The 15,744-nt window shown below is 43.8% G+C and carries 18 protein-coding genes; 10 read left to right on the top strand and 8 right to left on the bottom strand.

Annotated elements, in window-relative coordinates:
• Positions 1 to 30 precede the first annotated feature (30 nt).
• Entirely contained in the window at positions 31 to 798 is a 768-nt protein-coding gene (gene pdhR / locus R7F67_RS05265; protein ID WP_005379989.1) for a pyruvate dehydrogenase complex transcriptional repressor PdhR, read from the bottom strand.
• Between the two features lie 405 nt (positions 799 to 1,203).
• Positions 1,204 to 1,755 carry a 1,6-anhydro-N-acetylmuramyl-L-alanine amidase AmpD gene (gene ampD, locus R7F67_RS05260; RefSeq protein ID WP_042521337.1) on the bottom strand — a complete coding sequence of 184 codons (552 nt, stop codon included), beginning with the start codon at positions 1,753 to 1,755 and terminating at the stop codon, positions 1,204 to 1,206.
• Positions 1,756 to 1,847: 92 nt separating this feature from the next.
• Here ampD and nadC point away from each other — a divergent pair, with 92 nt between their 5' ends.
• The 8 genes from nadC (at position 1,848) to yacG (ending at position 9,049) form a co-directional block, all read left to right on the top strand.
• Positions 1,848 to 2,735, top strand: a complete 888-nt coding sequence (gene nadC / locus R7F67_RS05255) for a carboxylating nicotinate-nucleotide diphosphorylase (protein ID WP_213885641.1) — start codon at positions 1,848 to 1,850, stop codon at positions 2,733 to 2,735.
• A gap of 261 nt (positions 2,736 to 2,996) precedes the next feature.
• Positions 2,997 to 3,434 carry a prepilin-type N-terminal cleavage/methylation domain-containing protein gene (locus tag R7F67_RS05250; RefSeq protein ID WP_137282354.1) on the top strand — a complete coding sequence of 146 codons (438 nt, stop codon included), beginning with the start codon at positions 2,997 to 2,999 and terminating at the stop codon, positions 3,432 to 3,434.
• A 12-nt stretch (positions 3,435 to 3,446) separates the two neighbouring features.
• Positions 3,447 to 5,132 carry a type IV-A pilus assembly ATPase PilB gene (gene pilB, locus R7F67_RS05245; RefSeq protein WP_017820394.1) on the top strand — a complete coding sequence of 562 codons (1,686 nt, stop codon included), beginning with the start codon at positions 3,447 to 3,449 and terminating at the stop codon, positions 5,130 to 5,132.
• Between the two features lie 23 nt (positions 5,133 to 5,155).
• Positions 5,156 to 6,379, top strand: a complete 1,224-nt coding sequence (locus tag R7F67_RS05240) for a type II secretion system F family protein (protein WP_258475987.1) — start codon at positions 5,156 to 5,158, stop codon at positions 6,377 to 6,379.
• Positions 6,380 to 6,443: 64 nt separating this feature from the next.
• A complete protein-coding gene (locus R7F67_RS05235) occupies positions 6,444 to 7,313 on the top strand; it encodes a prepilin peptidase (protein ID WP_054576331.1) in 870 nt (289 codons plus the stop codon).
• Entirely contained in the window at positions 7,314 to 7,928 is a 615-nt protein-coding gene (gene coaE, locus R7F67_RS05230) for a dephospho-CoA kinase (RefSeq protein ID WP_054576332.1), read from the top strand.
• Positions 7,929 to 7,955: 27 nt separating this feature from the next.
• Positions 7,956 to 8,696 carry a cell division protein ZapD gene (zapD, locus tag R7F67_RS05225; RefSeq protein WP_005373086.1) on the top strand — a complete coding sequence of 247 codons (741 nt, stop codon included), beginning with the start codon at positions 7,956 to 7,958 and terminating at the stop codon, positions 8,694 to 8,696.
• A 158-nt stretch (positions 8,697 to 8,854) separates the two neighbouring features.
• Positions 8,855 to 9,049 (top strand): DNA gyrase inhibitor YacG, encoded by a 195-nt coding sequence (gene yacG, locus R7F67_RS05220; RefSeq protein WP_017635922.1) that lies wholly within the window; start codon positions 8,855 to 8,857, stop codon positions 9,047 to 9,049.
• 312 nt (positions 9,050 to 9,361) lie between these two features.
• Here yacG and rplS read toward each other — a convergent pair whose 3' ends face one another.
• From rplS to ffh, 5 genes are all read right to left on the bottom strand, one after another.
• The gene (gene rplS / locus R7F67_RS05215) at positions 9,362 to 9,715 is read right to left on the bottom strand and encodes a 50S ribosomal protein L19 (RefSeq protein ID WP_005379971.1); all 354 of its coding nucleotides are present in this window, start codon (positions 9,713 to 9,715) and stop codon (positions 9,362 to 9,364) included.
• Between the two features lie 41 nt (positions 9,716 to 9,756).
• On the bottom strand, positions 9,757 to 10,518 hold the full coding sequence (trmD, locus tag R7F67_RS05210; RefSeq protein ID WP_017635923.1) for a tRNA (guanosine(37)-N1)-methyltransferase TrmD: 762 nt from the start codon (positions 10,516 to 10,518) through the stop codon (positions 9,757 to 9,759).
• Between the two features lie 27 nt (positions 10,519 to 10,545).
• Positions 10,546 to 11,094, bottom strand: a complete 549-nt coding sequence (rimM, locus tag R7F67_RS05205; protein WP_318057063.1) for a ribosome maturation factor RimM — start codon at positions 11,092 to 11,094, stop codon at positions 10,546 to 10,548.
• A 29-nt stretch (positions 11,095 to 11,123) separates the two neighbouring features.
• Positions 11,124 to 11,372 (bottom strand): 30S ribosomal protein S16, encoded by a 249-nt coding sequence (rpsP, locus tag R7F67_RS05200; protein ID WP_005379962.1) that lies wholly within the window; start codon positions 11,370 to 11,372, stop codon positions 11,124 to 11,126.
• Between the two features lie 209 nt (positions 11,373 to 11,581).
• Complete coding sequence (gene ffh / locus R7F67_RS05195) at positions 11,582 to 12,964, bottom strand: signal recognition particle protein (RefSeq protein WP_005385423.1); 1,383 nt, start codon at positions 12,962 to 12,964, stop codon at positions 11,582 to 11,584.
• A gap of 224 nt (positions 12,965 to 13,188) precedes the next feature.
• On the opposite strand from ffh, the gene R7F67_RS05190 reads away from it, so the two are divergent.
• Both R7F67_RS05190 and R7F67_RS05185 read left to right on the top strand, forming a co-directional pair.
• Entirely contained in the window at positions 13,189 to 13,983 is a 795-nt protein-coding gene (locus tag R7F67_RS05190) for an inner membrane protein YpjD (RefSeq protein WP_005379950.1), read from the top strand.
• A gap of 124 nt (positions 13,984 to 14,107) precedes the next feature.
• Positions 14,108 to 15,388, top strand: a complete 1,281-nt coding sequence (locus R7F67_RS05185) for an HlyC/CorC family transporter (protein ID WP_005379948.1) — start codon at positions 14,108 to 14,110, stop codon at positions 15,386 to 15,388.
• A gap of 30 nt (positions 15,389 to 15,418) precedes the next feature.
• Here R7F67_RS05185 and R7F67_RS05180 read toward each other — a convergent pair.
• The coding region (locus R7F67_RS05180) for an integrase core domain-containing protein (RefSeq protein WP_193843805.1) at positions 15,419 to 15,744 on the bottom strand (326 nt) is incomplete at its 5' end.

The raw sequence follows: 15,744 nt of genomic DNA, 5'->3' as shown, positions 1-15,744 counted from the left end.
TGGTTGGATCTACTTATTTAAGTAACGCTCTTACGAGTCGTTACCCTGCTGAATTCGACGTAGAGAACGCTCTCGTCGAGACTCTTCTCGAGTCAAATCCAACAATGTTTCTTCGATGTAAGCCAAGTGCGAGTGGGACATTTCTCGCGCCTTTTCAGGCTGACCAGAAACAATCGCATCCACGATATTGGCTCGGTGTTTACTGACTTTCTCGACCGCTTCTGGGCGGCGACGTAGTAATTTAAAATTTTGTAGAATATTTTGCTCAAGCAAAGGTGCTAAGCTTCGAACAATGTGCAACAAAACCACGTTGTGCGCGGCTTCTGTCAAAGCGATCAAAAATTGCATCACTTCCGCAGATTCAGCTTCGATATCGTTGTTTGCTTGCTCTTGGCTAATGCGTTCAAGGCAACCTTGAATACGCGCAAAATCTTCTTCGGTACCACGTAAAGCTGCAAAGTAAGCTGAAATTCCTTCCATTGCATGACGAGACTCAAGCACATCAAGCTGGGTTTCAGAATGACTAGACAACAAATTCAACAAGGGATCTGAAAAGCTCTTCCAGATATTCTCACTTACGAATGTTCCGCCACCTTGGCGACGAGTCAACAAACGCTTCGCTTCCAAGCGTTGAATGGCTTCTCGGACTGAAGGACGAGACACATCGAACTGTTTTGCCAGTTCACGCTCTGGAGGCAGTTGTTGCCCCGGAGACAATGTTCCTTCCACTATCAACCTTTCTAACTCTTGTTCTATAACATCAGAGAGTTTTGGCTGACGAATCCTTTGATAAGCCATAATTTATTGTTCTTCTACTCTTGCAGGTAATTGGTAATACCAATTTTAAGTTGGTGCAGAAATTAACATAATTAAAACGCCACTGTCCAGCCGAAAATTGACCTAAATCATAGAACGAGCTTACTTCCAACACTCTGATAACAATCGACTGTTAAAACAGCAATAGAATTGGTATGACCAATTACATAAAGCATACAAATGGGAAGTCGACGTGCTAGCAGTTTTGGAAAAGAAATACAGAAAATGACAAAATTATCAGTCTATTTATTCACCAAAACGGCATATGCGAGCGTAAAAATGTAGTTAACTTTTAACAATCATTAATATTTCTGGTATCAAAAAAAGGCATACCTGATCGTATGCCTTATTTATTTCGCTTTTTTGAATTTACACTTTCGCTACAAATCAACGCTGTATAAGCAGTCTATATTTCACCCAATCAAAGCTTAGACCAGGATCGCTTTTTCTCAAGGGCGCAATATATTGATGACCGGTAATTCGTGGCGGGGTGATTTGAGGATAAGACTGCATAATCACCTCAGTGATCTCTGCAAGTGATTGATATTGCGCTTCTGTGTAGGCAGTAAATTCTGTCCCTTCAAGCTCGATACCAATGGAATAGTCATTACAACGCTCCCTGCCTGCGAAACTGGATTGACCGGCATGCCATGCTCTATCGAGAAAAGAAACAAATTGAACAACCTCGCCGTTTCTTTTAATCAAGCAATGTGCAGAAACGCCCATTTTGTGAATGACTTCAAAAAATGGATGTTCATTTGGGTCTAGCTTGCCAGTGAAGAAGTCCTCTATATATGGTCCACCAAACTGCCCAGGAGGCAAACTGATATTGTGTACCACCAGCAGAGAGATGTCGTTTATATCAGAGCGGGCATCAAAAAATGGTGACGGAACATGCTTTGCTTGTGTCAGCCAGCCATTCTCGATAATTGGGCGCATATCAACCTCTCTACTTTGCAAATTAACTGCTGAAATTATTGACACCGGAGAGTATCATTCGTTGCCATCTCCCTTTCAAGACAAGATTTGCGATGAAGAACACACACAACATTCAAGAACGCCTAGAATACCTTAAACAACAACTCCCTTTAGAGATCACTCGCTCTGTCGCTGATACCTTAAAAGAAGATCTAGGTGGCAGTGTCGACGCAGATAATGACATTACTGCATCTTTGATCCCTGCCGATGCGGTTAATACCGCAACGATTATTACTCGTGAGTATGGTGTGTTCTGTGGTCAAGCATGGGCAGATGAAGTTTTTAAGCAGCTCGGTGGCAAGGTCAGTATTGAATGGCACGTAAAGGACGGCGATAAAGTCGAACCTAACCAAACCCTTTGCACGCTGACAGGCCCTGCTCGTGACTTGTTGACTGGTGAGCGTAACGCAATGAACTTCATCCAAACGTTGTCTGGCTGCGCAACAGTTACCGCAGAGTACGCTGAAAAAATCGCGCATACTGAGTGCCGTCTACTAGACACACGCAAAACCATTCCTGGTCTGCGTAGCGCACTAAAATACGCCGTGACCTGCGGTGGTGGCTTTAACCATCGCATCGGTGTGTTCGACGCTTACCTTGTTAAAGAAAATCACATTATTGCTTGTGGTGGCATCACTCAAGCCATCCAAAAAGCGAAAGAGCTTAACCCAGGCAAACCGGTAGAAGTAGAAACGGAAAGCTTAGAAGAGTTGAAACAAGCGATAGAGGCTGGTGCCGACATCATCATGCTCGATAACTTCACAAAAGAAATGATGCGTGAAGCCGTAGCGATTAACGCAGGTCGTGCCGCTTTAGAGAACTCCGGCAACATTACGCTAGAGACCATCGCAGAATACGCAGAAACCGGTGTCGATTACATTTCGGTAGGCGCGTTGACTAAGCATTTAAAAGCGATGGATCTTTCGATGCGCTTCAAATAATAAAAGCAACAAATCTCAATTACTTCAACTAACTCAGTGAGTTGTGAGTAACTCATCATTTAAAAGGGCCAATTGGCCCTTTCTTTTTATCCACTAAAAAAATAGTACTACTCGCAAAACCCTGCATGCGATATGCAACTTTTCACCAAAGAGTTTTATCTCACTCGAGAGCCCATCTCTTCCCCATTTTCAACCCACCTTAACTCTCCATAATCTTTCGCCAATGCAAGAGCATTATTAATTTTTAGGAAAGGGTTAAAAATGAAAAACAGTAAACAGAAAAAACAACAGGGTTTTACTCTGATTGAATTAATGATTGTGGTGGCGATTATTGGTGTGTTGTCTGCAGTTGCTATACCTGCCTACAAAAGTTACGTAGCTAAATCTGAAGCAGCCACTGCTGCTGCAACTGTTAGAGGACTGTTGACAAATATTGATATGTATCAGCAAGAAGTTGGTAGTTTCCCTACTGACATTAATAAAGTAGGCGGCACACAAACAATGAATGCTTTTGGTTCGATAGCGTTGGCATCAACAACTAGTGGCGGTACTGCTACTTTCACATTTACAGACGGTTCGTTAAAAACAGGCGGCGCTAGCAATAATGCAGCAACAATTATATATACCAAAGATAATGCAACAGGATGGAGTTGTACTCATACAATCCAAGATACTTCTGTTGTGCCTGCCGGTTGTTGATAGCTGTCCATAATGCTAACCAAACTCTCAACGGTTCTTCGCCAAAAAGGGTTACTAACATTTTCCCAAGAAGAATCGTTAATAGAGCAAGTCAAAGCTTCTGGCATTTCGATGCCGGAAGCTTTACTCAGTTCTGGATTCTTCACGTCAAGTGAGCTCGCTGATCACTTAAGTTCTCTCTTTGGTTTAAATCAGTCTGAGTTATCTCAGTATGAGTACGCTTCGCTTTGTCAGCAACTTGGTCTTAGGGAATTAATCACACGGCATAACGCACTCCCACTCCAGCGTACGTCTTCAACGTTATTACTCGCCGTTGCCGACCCCACCAACCAACAAGCCGAAGATGACTTCCGCTTTGCCACTGGGTTACAGGTTGAACTAGTCTTGGCGGATTTTCGTCAACTCAGCGCGGCAATTCGACGCTTGTATGGTCGTTCATTGAATCATGAGAAGTCTGGGTTAAAAGAGATCAACCAAGAAGAGTTAGCCAACCTGGTTGATGTGGGCGCAGATGAAATCGACAACATTGAAGACTTGAGCCAAGATGAGTCTCCTGTTAGCCGTTACATCAACCAAATTCTGTTGGACGCTGTGCGCAAAGGCGCATCCGATATCCACTTTGAGCCTTATGAAAAGATGTACCGCGTGCGCCTACGCTGTGATGGCATCTTAATTGAAACACAGCAGCCACCAAGCCACTTAAGTCGCCGCTTATCCGCTCGTATCAAAATCCTCTCTAAACTTGATATTGCAGAGCGACGTTTACCACAAGATGGGCGTATTAAGCTCAAGTTGAATCAAGACACCGCAATTGATATGCGTGTATCCACGCTACCGACTCTATTCGGAGAGAAAATTGTACTACGACTGCTCGACAGCAGCTCTGCGTCACTGGATATCGACAAGCTTGGTTATAGCGAACAACAAAAACAATTGTACTTGGATGCGCTGCGTCGCCCACAAGGCATGATTCTGATGACAGGCCCAACAGGGAGCGGTAAAACCGTTTCTCTATACACTGGGCTAAGTATCCTCAATAAGCCAGAAATCAACATTTCCACGGCAGAAGACCCAGTAGAAATTAACTTATCGGGCATTAACCAAGTTCAAGTTCAGCCTAAGATTGGTTTTGGTTTTGCCGAAGCCCTGCGCTCTTTCTTACGTCAAGACCCGGATGTGGTAATGGTCGGTGAGATTCGTGACTTAGATACCGCCGAAATCGCTATAAAAGCATCGCAAACCGGTCACTTAGTACTTTCAACCTTACATACCAATTCTGCGGCTGAAACGGTTATTCGTTTATCAAACATGGGCGTAGAAAGCTTTAACTTGGCCTCCTCTCTTAGTTTGATCATTGCCCAGCGCTTGGCCCGTAAACTGTGCTCGCACTGTAAAAAATCACAAGAGCTTACCGTTCAGCTACAACATCTTGGAATTCAAGCAAGCGACAACATTTTTAAAGCCAATCCCGATGGATGTAATGAGTGTACCCATGGTTATTCCGGCCGAACGGGGATTTATGAAGTGATGCGCTTTGATGAATTTCTTTCCGAAGCGCTTATTAAAGGCGCCTCGGTGCATGAACTAGAAAAACTCGCCATCGCAAACGGGATGAGCACGTTACAAATGTCGGGCATAGAAAAACTCAAACAAGGGATCACAAGTTTTAGTGAACTACAGCGCGTACTTTATTTTTAATCCTTTAATCAGCAGTCACCTCTATGAAAAGCACTACACCACAACTTAAAAACTTCCGCTGGAAAGGCATCAACAGTTCAGGCAAAAAGACATCTGGGCAAACCCTCGCGATGACAGAAATTGAAGTACGCGAGCGTCTAGACGCACAGCACATCAAGATCAAGAAGTTAAAGAAAAGCAGTATCTCGTTTCTCACTAAACTCAACCATCGCGTGAAAGGCAGAGACATCACGGTGTTTACCCGTCAGATTTCGACGATGTTGATAACCGGTGTACCCTTAGTTCAGGCTTTAAAATTAGTCTCAGAAAATCATAAAAAAGCAGAGATGAAATCCATTTTGATGAGCGTGACACGCGCCGTTGAAGCGGGGGCGCCCATGTCAAAAGCCATGCGCACTGCAAGTGAACACTTTGACCCACTCTATACTGATCTTATCGCCACAGGTGAGCAATCCGGTAACTTAGCGGAAGTGTTCGAGCGCTTAGCCACCTACCGAGAAAAAAATGAACAACTCCGTGCGAAAGTGATCAAAGCACTGATTTACCCAGCGATGGTAGTGCTAGTAGCGTTAGGCGTGTCGTTTATCATGCTCACCAAAGTCATTCCCGAGTTTGAAAAAATGTTTGTTGGTTTTGGTGCTGACTTACCGTGGTTTACCAAGCAAGTATTAGATCTTTCCGCCTGGACACAAAACTGGAGTCCGTTTATCGCACTAGGCTCCATTAGTTTATTCATTTCGGCGAGAATCCTCTCTAAGCGTTCAGATTCTTTTCGCTTAATGCTCAACCGCTCTGTGCTTAAATTTCCGGTCCTTGGGCCTGTATTATCAAAAGCCGCTATCGCCAAATTTAGTCGAACACTCGCCACAAGCTTTACAGCGGGTATTCCAATTCTAACCAGTTTAAAAACCACATCAAAAACCTCAGGAAACTTACACTATCAACTCGCCATAGAAGAAGTTTACCGTGATACCGCCGCAGGTATGCCAATGTATGTTGCCATGCGTAACTGTAATGTGTTCCCTGAATTAGTGTTACAAATGGTCATGATCGGTGAAGAGTCTGGTCGACTTGACGATATGCTCAATAAAGTTGCAACGATCTACGAGTTTGAAGTCGACAACACCGTCGACAACCTTAGTAAAATTCTAGAGCCACTAATTATCGTATTTTTAGGTATCGTTGTTGGCGGATTAGTGACAGCAATGTACTTGCCAATCTTTAACTTAATGAGTGTATTGGGCTAGAATGAGCTGTTAACTCCTTTAAAACAGCATCTTGCTGATTTCACTCATCGCTCAAGAGACAAATATGGAAGTATTCCAGTACTACCCTTGGCTATTCGTTCTGTTTGCCACCATCTTCGGTCTGATCGTGGGTAGCTTCCTCAATGTGGTTATTTATCGACTACCTAAAATCATGGAACTAGAATGGCGACGCGAATGTGCCGAGTCATTTCCTGAATACAAAATAGAACCTCCTAAAGAAGTGCTGACCTTGAGCGTCCCACGCTCCTCCTGTCAGAAGTGCGCAACGCCGATACGTATTCGAGACAACATCCCTGTGATTAGCTGGCTACTTTTAAAAGGCAAATGCCACAACTGTCAGACAGCCATTAGCGCACGCTATCCACTGATTGAACTGCTCACTGCGTTCTGCTCAGGCTTTGTCGCTTACCACTTTGGTTTTAGTTACTTTACCGTTGCCCTACTCTTTTTCACTTTTATCTTAATCGCCGCAACATTTATCGATCTCGATACGATGTTGTTACCTGACCAATTAACATTACCATTAACTTGGGCTGGCATTGCCTTAGCATTAGTCGAAATAAGTCCTGTTACTCTACAAGATTCTGTCATTGGTGCTATTGCTGGTTACCTATGTCTCTGGTCCGTTTACTGGGGCTTTAAGCTACTTACTGGTAAAGAGGGAATGGGATATGGTGATTTTAAACTACTCGCAGCACTAGGGGCTTGGCTGGGCTGGCAGTCACTGCCGATGATCATTCTACTTTCTTCTGTGGTTGGCATCGTATTTGGCATCATTCAACTACGCTTGCAAAAACAGGGAATTGAAAAAGCTTTTCCTTTCGGTCCTTACTTAGCAATTGCTGGTTGGATAAGCTTAATTTGGGGCGACCAGATTTTAAACTGGTACTTTACTTCAGTTCTAGGAGTGTAAATGGCTTTGGTTATTGGTTTAACAGGTGGTATCGCTAGCGGTAAAACAACCGTCGCGAATCTGTTCAAACAACAATTTAAAATCGATATCGTCGATGCCGACATTGTAGCAAGAGAAGTTGTCGAGCCAGGCACTCCCGGCCTAAACGCGATTATTGAACATTTTGGTTACGATATCGTTCGTGAAGACCAAACTTTAGATCGCGCAAAGCTGAGAGAGAAAATCTTTTCAAACTCAGATGAAAAAGCATGGCTCAACGCACTGTTGCACCCGATAATTCGTGAAAAGATGATCGAAGATTTGCAGCAAGTCACCTCAGAGTATGCGTTACTTGTGGTGCCGTTGCTCGTAGAAAACAAGCTAGACAGTTTGTGTGATCGAGTTCTTGTCGTCGATGTAGAACCGAATACACAGATATCTCGCACGATGAAACGAGACAATGTGAATGAAGAACAAGCTCGCGCTATCCTTGCCTCTCAAGCATCAAGAGAGCAAAGACTCACGCTTGCAGACGATGTGGTTAAGAATAATCCAAGTGACCCAGATCTTTTGCTTCAAATCACAGATTTGCACGAAAAGTACCTAGCCATGTGTAAGAAAAATCTGCGAAAATAGGAACGAAACTCACAAAGGCTTATGTCGATGACCACGCACAAATTTGAACATCCGTTAAATGAGAAAACTCGTATTTATCTAAGAGTGGAGTCTCTGCTGCGTCAGGCTCACTTGGCCTCTGGGTTTAGCGAAAATCACCAGTACCAACTGTTTTTTCGTGCGTTATTCGATATGGTTGAAATCTTCGAACAGATCCAACTGAAAAGTGAACTGGCTAAAGATCTTGAGAAGCAACGGCTGTCGTACCGCCATTGGCTCAATGTTGATGGTGTCGATCAAGACGCATTAAATACCTTGCTACAAGAGATAGATGTCGTTCATAGCCAACTAATGGGTGCTGAACGTTTTGGCCAAGCATTAAAAGAAGATCGCTTCCTAAGCTCTATCCGTCAACGCTTTAATCTACCGGGTGGTTCATGCTGTTTTGATCTGCCAGCATTACACTACTGGCTTCATCTACCTATTGAACGTAAAAAGCGTGATGCACAACAGTGGCAAGCAAGCTTAAAGCCCTTATCTGATGCGCTTTCGTTATGGTTAAAGCTCACTAGAGAGACCGGACATTTCAAAGCTCAAATCGGTCGTGCAGGTTTCTTCCAAAGTGACGCTGATGAAGCCAACATTCTAAGACTTCACATCCCAATGGAATATGGCGTGTATCCTATGATTTCAGGCCATAAAAACCGCTTTGCGATCAAGTTCATGTCGTTTGAAAACGGTCAAGCATGCACACAAGATATTGAATTTGAACTTGCTGTTTGCAGCTAAGACGACACTACGCCTCGCCTCCATAATCTAAAATTCAACGCTTTATTGCGCTTATATTTGATAAAATTTCGTAGCAGCAATAGCGCGTTGAATAAGCCATCTTTAATTCGTTTAGGTATACTACCCTTTAACACCAATTAGTAATGGGACGCTCAACTATGTCTAAAGTTACCATCGTTCAATGCCCACAATGTGGCGCCGACGTAGAATGGGGAGAACAAAGTCCTCATCGCCCTTTCTGCAGTAAACAATGCCAAATGATTGATTTTGGTGAATGGGCAGATGAAGAAAACACCATCCCAGGCGCACCCGATATGTCCGACAGTGATGGCTGGTCTGAAGACCAGTATTAAATTAAGACCTAGGGTAAAGGAATACCCTAGGTTCCTTCTTGGGGAATCTGAATCACGCTCCTTCGTCGCTGTCCAGAATGACGAATTTTAACCTCAGTGCTATATAATCTTTGACCATCATTTCCTGTCATTCCGAGGAGCCATAGCGGCATCAGGAATCTATTCACAGCAAGGTAGAGGCGTGGAGTGTACGTCAGTGCATGAGCATCGACAGTGCAGGTCGGGAGAAAAGAAACGAGCAAGCTAATTACACAAATAAAAAAACGGAGCCCTAAAAGGACTCCGTTTAAGATGAGAACGCTAGTTATAGCATTACTTCTTAGCAAGTTTCTCTTTGATACGAGCAGACTTACCAGAACGCTCACGTAGGTAGTACAACTTGGCACGACGTACTGCACCACGGCGTTTAACTTCGATGCTATCAACGATTGGAGAGTGTGTTTGGAACGTACGCTCAACACCTTCACCGTTAGAGATCTTACGTACAGTGAAAGCAGAGTGTAGACCACGGTTACGGATTGCGATTACAACGCCTTCGAAAGCCTGTAGACGCTCACGGTCACCTTCTTTTACCTTAACTTGAACTACAACAGTGTCACCTGGTGCAAATTTAGGTAGGTCTGATTTCATTTGCTCTTCTTCAAGAGCTTTGATGATGTTACTCATTTTTTAAATTCCTAGAATAAACTGATACTAAATAAATTAGGTTACTTTGCGTTATGTTCTTTAATGGCTTTATGCTCATTAACAAACTCAGCAAGTAATTGTTCCTGTTCGTCAGTCAGAGCTAGGTTTTCCAGGAGCTCTGGTCTTCTTAGCCAAGTACGGCCCAACGACTGCTTGAGTCGCCATTGACGAATATCCTTGTGATTGCCTGACATCAGTACCGCTGGTACCTCTTTGTCATCCAATACTTCTGGACGCGTATAGTGAGGGCAATCTAACAAGCCATTTGCAAAAGAGTCTTCTTCTGCTGACGCGAAATCCCCTAGTACACCCGGAACAAACCGAGAGACAGCGTCGATTAACGTCATGGCTGGTATCTCACCACCCGTCATCACAAAATCACCAATCGACCATTCTTCGTCGACTTCAGATTGAATGATGCGCTCATCTACCCCTTCATAACGACCACAAATCAGAAGCAAGTTCTCATTCGTTGCCAGTTCTTCCACTCCTTTCTGGTCGAGCTTGCGACCTTGAGGAGAAAGGTAGATGACTTTCGTCTTGCCCGGTGAGGCTGCTTTCGCGGTATGAATGGCATCGCGCAAAGGCTGAACCATCATTAACATACCAGGGCCACCACCGTAAGGTCGGTCATCGACTGTGCGATGTTTGTCGTGAGTGAAATCTCTAGGATTCCAAGTTTCAATCGACAAAAGACCTTTTTTAACCGCTTGACCTGTTACTCCAAAATCAGTAACAGAACGGAACATTTCTGGAAAAAGGCTAATAACGCCAACCCACATGTTTATCTCGCTCTGTAATTTTGGAGATTAGAATCCAGGATCCCAGTCAACTTCGATCCGTTGAGCTTCGCGATCAACATTAATGATCACTTGCTCTTCAAGGAACGGGATTAATCGTTCCTTCTGCCCGAAAGCATCTTTAAGATTTGCTTTAACAACCAGAACATCGTTTGAGCCAGTTTCTAGCATGTCAGTAACAACACCTAGATCGTAACTTTTAGTAGTTACAACTTGCATCCCAAACAATTCGCGCCAGTAGAACTCATCTTCTGACAATTCAGGAAGTACCGCAGGGTCAATAGCAATTTCAAAGTTCGTCATTAGATGCGCGTCTTCACGAACATCCATGCCTTCCAGCTTAGCCACCATACCTTTGTTATGGCGCTTCCAGCTTTCTACTTTGTACTCAACCCACTTGCCCTTTTGGTTAATGTACCAAGGGCTGTAATCGAAAATGCTTTCAGCATTGTCTGTGTAGGAAAAAACCTTAAGCCAACCACGAATGCCGTAAGTAGCACCAAACTTGCCTACAACAATCTTTTCGTTGCTCATTGTTTCTTTACCTTTCATCGACATAAACTAGTTTCTACTTTTCAAGTAAAAAATTAAGCCGCTTTTTGAGCGTCTTTAACTAGCTTAGCAACACGGTCAGATACTGACGCGCCTTGACCAACCCAGTGGTTAACGCGGTCTAGGTCTAGACGTAGACCTTCTTCTTGACCTTTAGCAGTTGGGTTGAAGAAACCAACTTTCTCGATGAAACGGCCAGTTGCAGCGTTGCGGCTGTCCGCTACTACGATTTGATAAAATGGACGCTTTTTAGCGCCGTGACGTGCCAAACGAATGGTTACCATGTCGTCCTCTTTGCTTTCTCAAAAATAAAATTAACCCCAAAAACCATTCAAGAAATTAAACAGTTTGGGGTCTCGTGCCAAAATAAAGCTCCGGAATTTTACTCTTCTCCCGGAGCAATGCAAGGAGTTTAGTTACTTTTTCACCAACATAAATTGAATTTAAAGTTTGTGACGAACCTAACACCCTGAATCTATGCGTGATCGATTAATTAACGACCAAATGGGTTGAAGCCACCGCCGCCACCCATGCCGCCCATCATGCCTTGCATGTTGCGCATCATGCCTTTCATGCCACCTTTTTGCATCTTTTTCATCATTTTCTGCATTTGGGTGAACTGTTTTAGTAAGCGGTTTACATCTTGAACCTGCACACCAGAACCAGCCGCGATACGCTTCTTGCGCGAGCCCTTGATAATTTCTGGGCGTTGACGTTCTTTCATTGTCATGGAGCTGATGATCGCTTCCATCTGTTTGAACATCTTGTCATCGACTTTGTCTTTCACATTGTCTGGTAGCTGGGACATTCCTGGAAGCTTATCCATCATCCCCATCATGCCGCCCATGTTTTGCATCTGGCCTAGCTGTTCACGGAAATCTTCAAGGTCGAAACCTTTCTTCTCTTTGAACTTCTTCGCTAACTTTTCTGCCTTTTCTTGGTCAACGTTGCGTTGTAGGTCTTCAATCAAAGACAGAACGTCACCCATGCCAAGAATACGTGAAGCAACACGATCTGGGTGGAACGGTTCTAGCGCGTCAGTTTTTTCACCGACACCCAAGAATTTGATTGGTTTGCCCGTGACATGGCGTACTGAAAGTGCCGCACCACCACGAGCATCACCATCAACCTTAGTTAGAACTACACCGGTAAGAGGTAGCGCATCGCCAAAGGCTTTTGCTGTATTTGCTGCGTCTTGACCCGTCATGGCGTCAACAACAAATAGCGTTTCTACTGGGTTGATAGCTGCGTGAAGATCTTTGATCTCCCCCATCATCTCTTCATCAATTGCCAAACGACCTGCGGTATCGACAATCAATACGTCGTAGAATTTTTTCTTCGCATGGTCAATCGCTGCATTGGCGATATCAATAGGCTTTTGGTCTGGTGATGATGGGAAGAAGTCAACACCGATGTCTGATGCCAGTGTTTCAAGCTGCTTGATTGCCGCAGGACGGTAAACGTCGGCAGACACAACCAAGACTTTCTTCTTGTCACGTTCTTTTAGAAGCTTAGATAACTTACCTACCGATGTGGTTTTACCCGCACCTTGTAGACCAGCCATAAGAAGCACAGCAGGTGGTTGAGCAGCAAGGTTTAGCGCCTCATTCGACTCACCCATTACGGCTTCAAGTTCTGTTTGAACGATCTTGATAAATTCCTGACCTGGAGTCAGAGATTTAGAAACTTCTACGCCCACCGCTTTTTCTTTAACGCGGTTCACAAATTCACGAACGACCGGAAGCGCAACGTCAGCTTCAAGTAGAGCCATTCGGACTTCACGTAGGGTTTCTTTAATGTTGTCTTCGGTCAGACGACCTTTACCACTGATATTTTTCAGCGTTTTGGATAATCGATCCGTTAAATTCTCAAACATCTTTGTCTCTTCGCTAAAATGGCGATTAATTAGTGTGAGTATACATTAGCCAAGGTCTGAGTCATACCCGTACCGCTGTCCTATTCTTGTCTCTATTTATATATGGTGCGGTAACTTATTAATTTCAATATCTCATCTCTCACGATTGATGTCGGATATAACGTAGCCCCAAAGTGTAATGCAAGGTATAATTTCTCCATCGTGCACAATAATATTTAGGATTCATGGATAGCTTAATAGCCATCGCGGCCGCCATACTTTATGTCTTGGCGATTGCGACCATCATACCCGGACTCTCACAACAGTCAGGAATCAAAGCAAAAACAGTGTTTGCTAGTGCTGCCTGTGCGCTTGTTTTTCATGCGTGGATTTTGAGTGATCTGATCTTTGATGGTTCAGGTCAAAACCTGAGTATTCTCAACGTGGCTTCTTTGATCAGTTTTATTATTTCTCTGGTCATGAGCCTTGCTATGTTGAAAAACCGACTGTGGTTTTTATTGCCTGTCGTTTATAGCTTTGCTGCCATCAATTTATCTGCTGCCACATTTTTGCCAAGCACGTTTATAAAGCACCTAGAGAATGACCCTAAGCTACTCATTCATATTTCATTTGCGCTCTTCTCATACGCGACTTTAACTATCGGGGCACTCTATGCGCTTCAGTTGGCTTGGCTGGATCACAAACTGAAAGCAAAAAAATCTTTGGCGATTAACCCAAACCTGCCGCCTCTATTAATGGTGGAGCGTCAACTCTTCAAAATTATTTTGATCGGTAACTTATTGTTAACTGCCACGCTCATTACTGGCTTTGTCTTTGTGCAGGATATGTTTGCCCAAGGTAAGGCACATAAGGGCATTCTTTCTTTCATCGCTTGGGTGGTGTACTCAATACTGCTTTGGGGTCACTATCAAAAAGGCTGGCGTGGTAGAAAAGTCACATGGTTCGCTGTTGCAGGAGCAACACTGTTAACTCTGGCATATTTTGGCAGTCGCTTTGTAAAAGAAATCATCTTGAATTAAGGAGCTCTAGGGCTCCTATCCTTTATATTTTAGGCTAGATAAAATACAGTACGCCTTAACTCTTTGACTTAACGGACTTACTCAACCGTTATATAACCCAATACTTACAAGGAACAGCAACGTTTTGGACGACATCTCTACGGGTATCTTGTTTGCGCTACTCGCGTGTCTTATCGTCATATCAGGTTACTTTTCCGGTTCAGAAACAGGGATGATGTCTCTGAATCGTTATCGCTTAAAACACTTAGCCAAAAACGGGCATAAGGGTGCTAAGCGAGTCGAAAGACTATTAGACCGTCCAGATCGTTTGATTGGTCTTATTCTTATCGGCAACAACCTCGTTAATATTCTCGCGTCCGCGATCGCGACCATTATTGGTATGCGTTTGTATGGTGATTTAGGTGTCGCTATCGCAACCGGTGCACTAACTATGGTTGTATTGGTTTTTGCCGAGGTTACCCCTAAAACAATTGCAGCGCTTTACCCTGAACGTGTGTCCTACGCGAGCAGTATATTATTGACCATACTGATGAAGTTACTGTCGCCTTTAGTGATGCTTGTTAACTTTATTACGAATGGCTTTATCCGCTTACTTGGTGTAAGAGCGGATCACTCAGCAGAAGATCATCTTAGCTCCGATGAGCTGCGTACGGTGGTAAATGAAGCTGGCGGTTTGATCCCTCGCCGACACCAAGACATGCTAGTGTCTATTTTAGATCTTGAGCACGTCACCGTGAACGACATTATGGTCCCACGCAATGAAATTACCGGTATTGATATTAACGACGACTGGAAATCCATTGTTCGCCAGCTAACACACTCACCACATGGACGCATAGTTTTCTATCGTGACCAAATTGATGAAGTGGTTGGCATGCTGCGCTTGCGTGAAGCTTATCGTCTGATGTTGGAAAAGAACGAATTCAACAAAGAAACGCTATTACGTGCTGCTGATGAGGTCTATTACATCCCAGAAGGCACACCACTGAACGTGCAAATGTTGAAATTCCAACGCAACAAGCAACGTATCGGTCTGATCGTGGATGAGTACGGTGATATCATCGGTCTAATCACTCTTGAAGATATTCTGGAAGAGATCATTGGTGAGTTCACGACGTCAATTTCTCCAAGCCTCTCTGATGAAATCAGTCCTCAAGGTGACGGAAGCTTTCTTATTGAAGGCAGCACCAATATTCGAGATATTAACAAAGGCCTGAAATGGGATTTACCAACGGATGGCCCAAGAACGTTAAACGGTCTTATTTTGGAGCACCTGGAAGATATTCCAGAGAGCCATTTAAGCGTGAGAGTAGCGGGTCACCCAATGGAACTTGTTGAGATTGAAGAGAACCGAATCAAGCTCGTTCGTGTTTATCCGAAGAAGAAAAAATCGACATCCAAATGACCCGTCCTGATATGGGTTGACACTTTTTAACTAAAACGCTCGATGTACTTCATCGGGCGTTTTGTATTTTAAAGCCGTATGAGGCCTCATTTGATTATAGATATCTACGGACTCTGCTACCATCGTCCTTGCTTCTTTCAGATCTTTCGGTTTCTTCAGCAAGAGCTCCATTTTGAGTATCCCATTTACACGCTCAGCTAAAGCATTCTGATAACAGTCATTCCCGTCTGTCATTGAGCAAGTCACTCTATGTTTCTTATGGATATCTTGATATTCCTTCGAACAGTATTGTGAGCCTCTATCTGAGTGGTGTATTAGCTTTTCTTCACTCTGCCGTTGCCTGAGAGCTGAGATAA

It is taken from the genome of Vibrio sp. YT-17 (genome assembly GCF_033337375.1).
GTDB classification, from domain to species: Bacteria; Pseudomonadota; Gammaproteobacteria; order Enterobacterales; family Vibrionaceae; genus Vibrio; species Vibrio alginolyticus.
Note: the sequence above shows the minus strand (reverse complement) of the source record. Positions and strands in the feature narration are given on the sequence as shown.

What these genes read in the sequence shown, in the direction of transcription:
- pdhR (WP_005379989.1), bottom strand. Translation starts at nt 798, where the DNA reads ATGGCTTATCAAAGGATTCGTCAGCCAAAACTCTCTGATGTTATAGAA.
- ampD (WP_042521337.1), bottom strand. Translation starts at nt 1,755, where the DNA reads ATGCGCCCAATTATCGAGAATGGCTGGCTGACACAAGCAAAGCATGTT.
- nadC (WP_213885641.1), top strand. Translation starts at nt 1,848, where the DNA reads ATGAAGAACACACACAACATTCAAGAACGCCTAGAATACCTTAAACAA.
- R7F67_RS05250 (WP_137282354.1), top strand. Translation starts at nt 2,997, where the DNA reads ATGAAAAACAGTAAACAGAAAAAACAACAGGGTTTTACTCTGATTGAA.
- pilB (WP_017820394.1), top strand. Translation starts at nt 3,447, where the DNA reads ATGCTAACCAAACTCTCAACGGTTCTTCGCCAAAAAGGGTTACTAACA.
- R7F67_RS05240 (WP_258475987.1), top strand. Translation starts at nt 5,156, where the DNA reads ATGAAAAGCACTACACCACAACTTAAAAACTTCCGCTGGAAAGGCATC.
- R7F67_RS05235 (WP_054576331.1), top strand. Translation starts at nt 6,444, where the DNA reads ATGGAAGTATTCCAGTACTACCCTTGGCTATTCGTTCTGTTTGCCACC.
- coaE (WP_054576332.1), top strand. Translation starts at nt 7,314, where the DNA reads ATGGCTTTGGTTATTGGTTTAACAGGTGGTATCGCTAGCGGTAAAACA.
- zapD (WP_005373086.1), top strand. Translation starts at nt 7,956, where the DNA reads ATGACCACGCACAAATTTGAACATCCGTTAAATGAGAAAACTCGTATT.
- yacG (WP_017635922.1), top strand. Translation starts at nt 8,855, where the DNA reads ATGTCTAAAGTTACCATCGTTCAATGCCCACAATGTGGCGCCGACGTA.
- rplS (WP_005379971.1), bottom strand. Translation starts at nt 9,715, where the DNA reads ATGAGTAACATCATCAAAGCTCTTGAAGAAGAGCAAATGAAATCAGAC.
- trmD (WP_017635923.1), bottom strand. Translation starts at nt 10,518, where the DNA reads ATGTGGGTTGGCGTTATTAGCCTTTTTCCAGAAATGTTCCGTTCTGTT.
- rimM (WP_318057063.1), bottom strand. Translation starts at nt 11,094, where the DNA reads ATGTCGATGAAAGGTAAAGAAACAATGAGCAACGAAAAGATTGTTGTA.
- rpsP (WP_005379962.1), bottom strand. Translation starts at nt 11,372, where the DNA reads ATGGTAACCATTCGTTTGGCACGTCACGGCGCTAAAAAGCGTCCATTT.
- ffh (WP_005385423.1), bottom strand. Translation starts at nt 12,964, where the DNA reads ATGTTTGAGAATTTAACGGATCGATTATCCAAAACGCTGAAAAATATC.
- R7F67_RS05190 (WP_005379950.1), top strand. Translation starts at nt 13,189, where the DNA reads ATGGATAGCTTAATAGCCATCGCGGCCGCCATACTTTATGTCTTGGCG.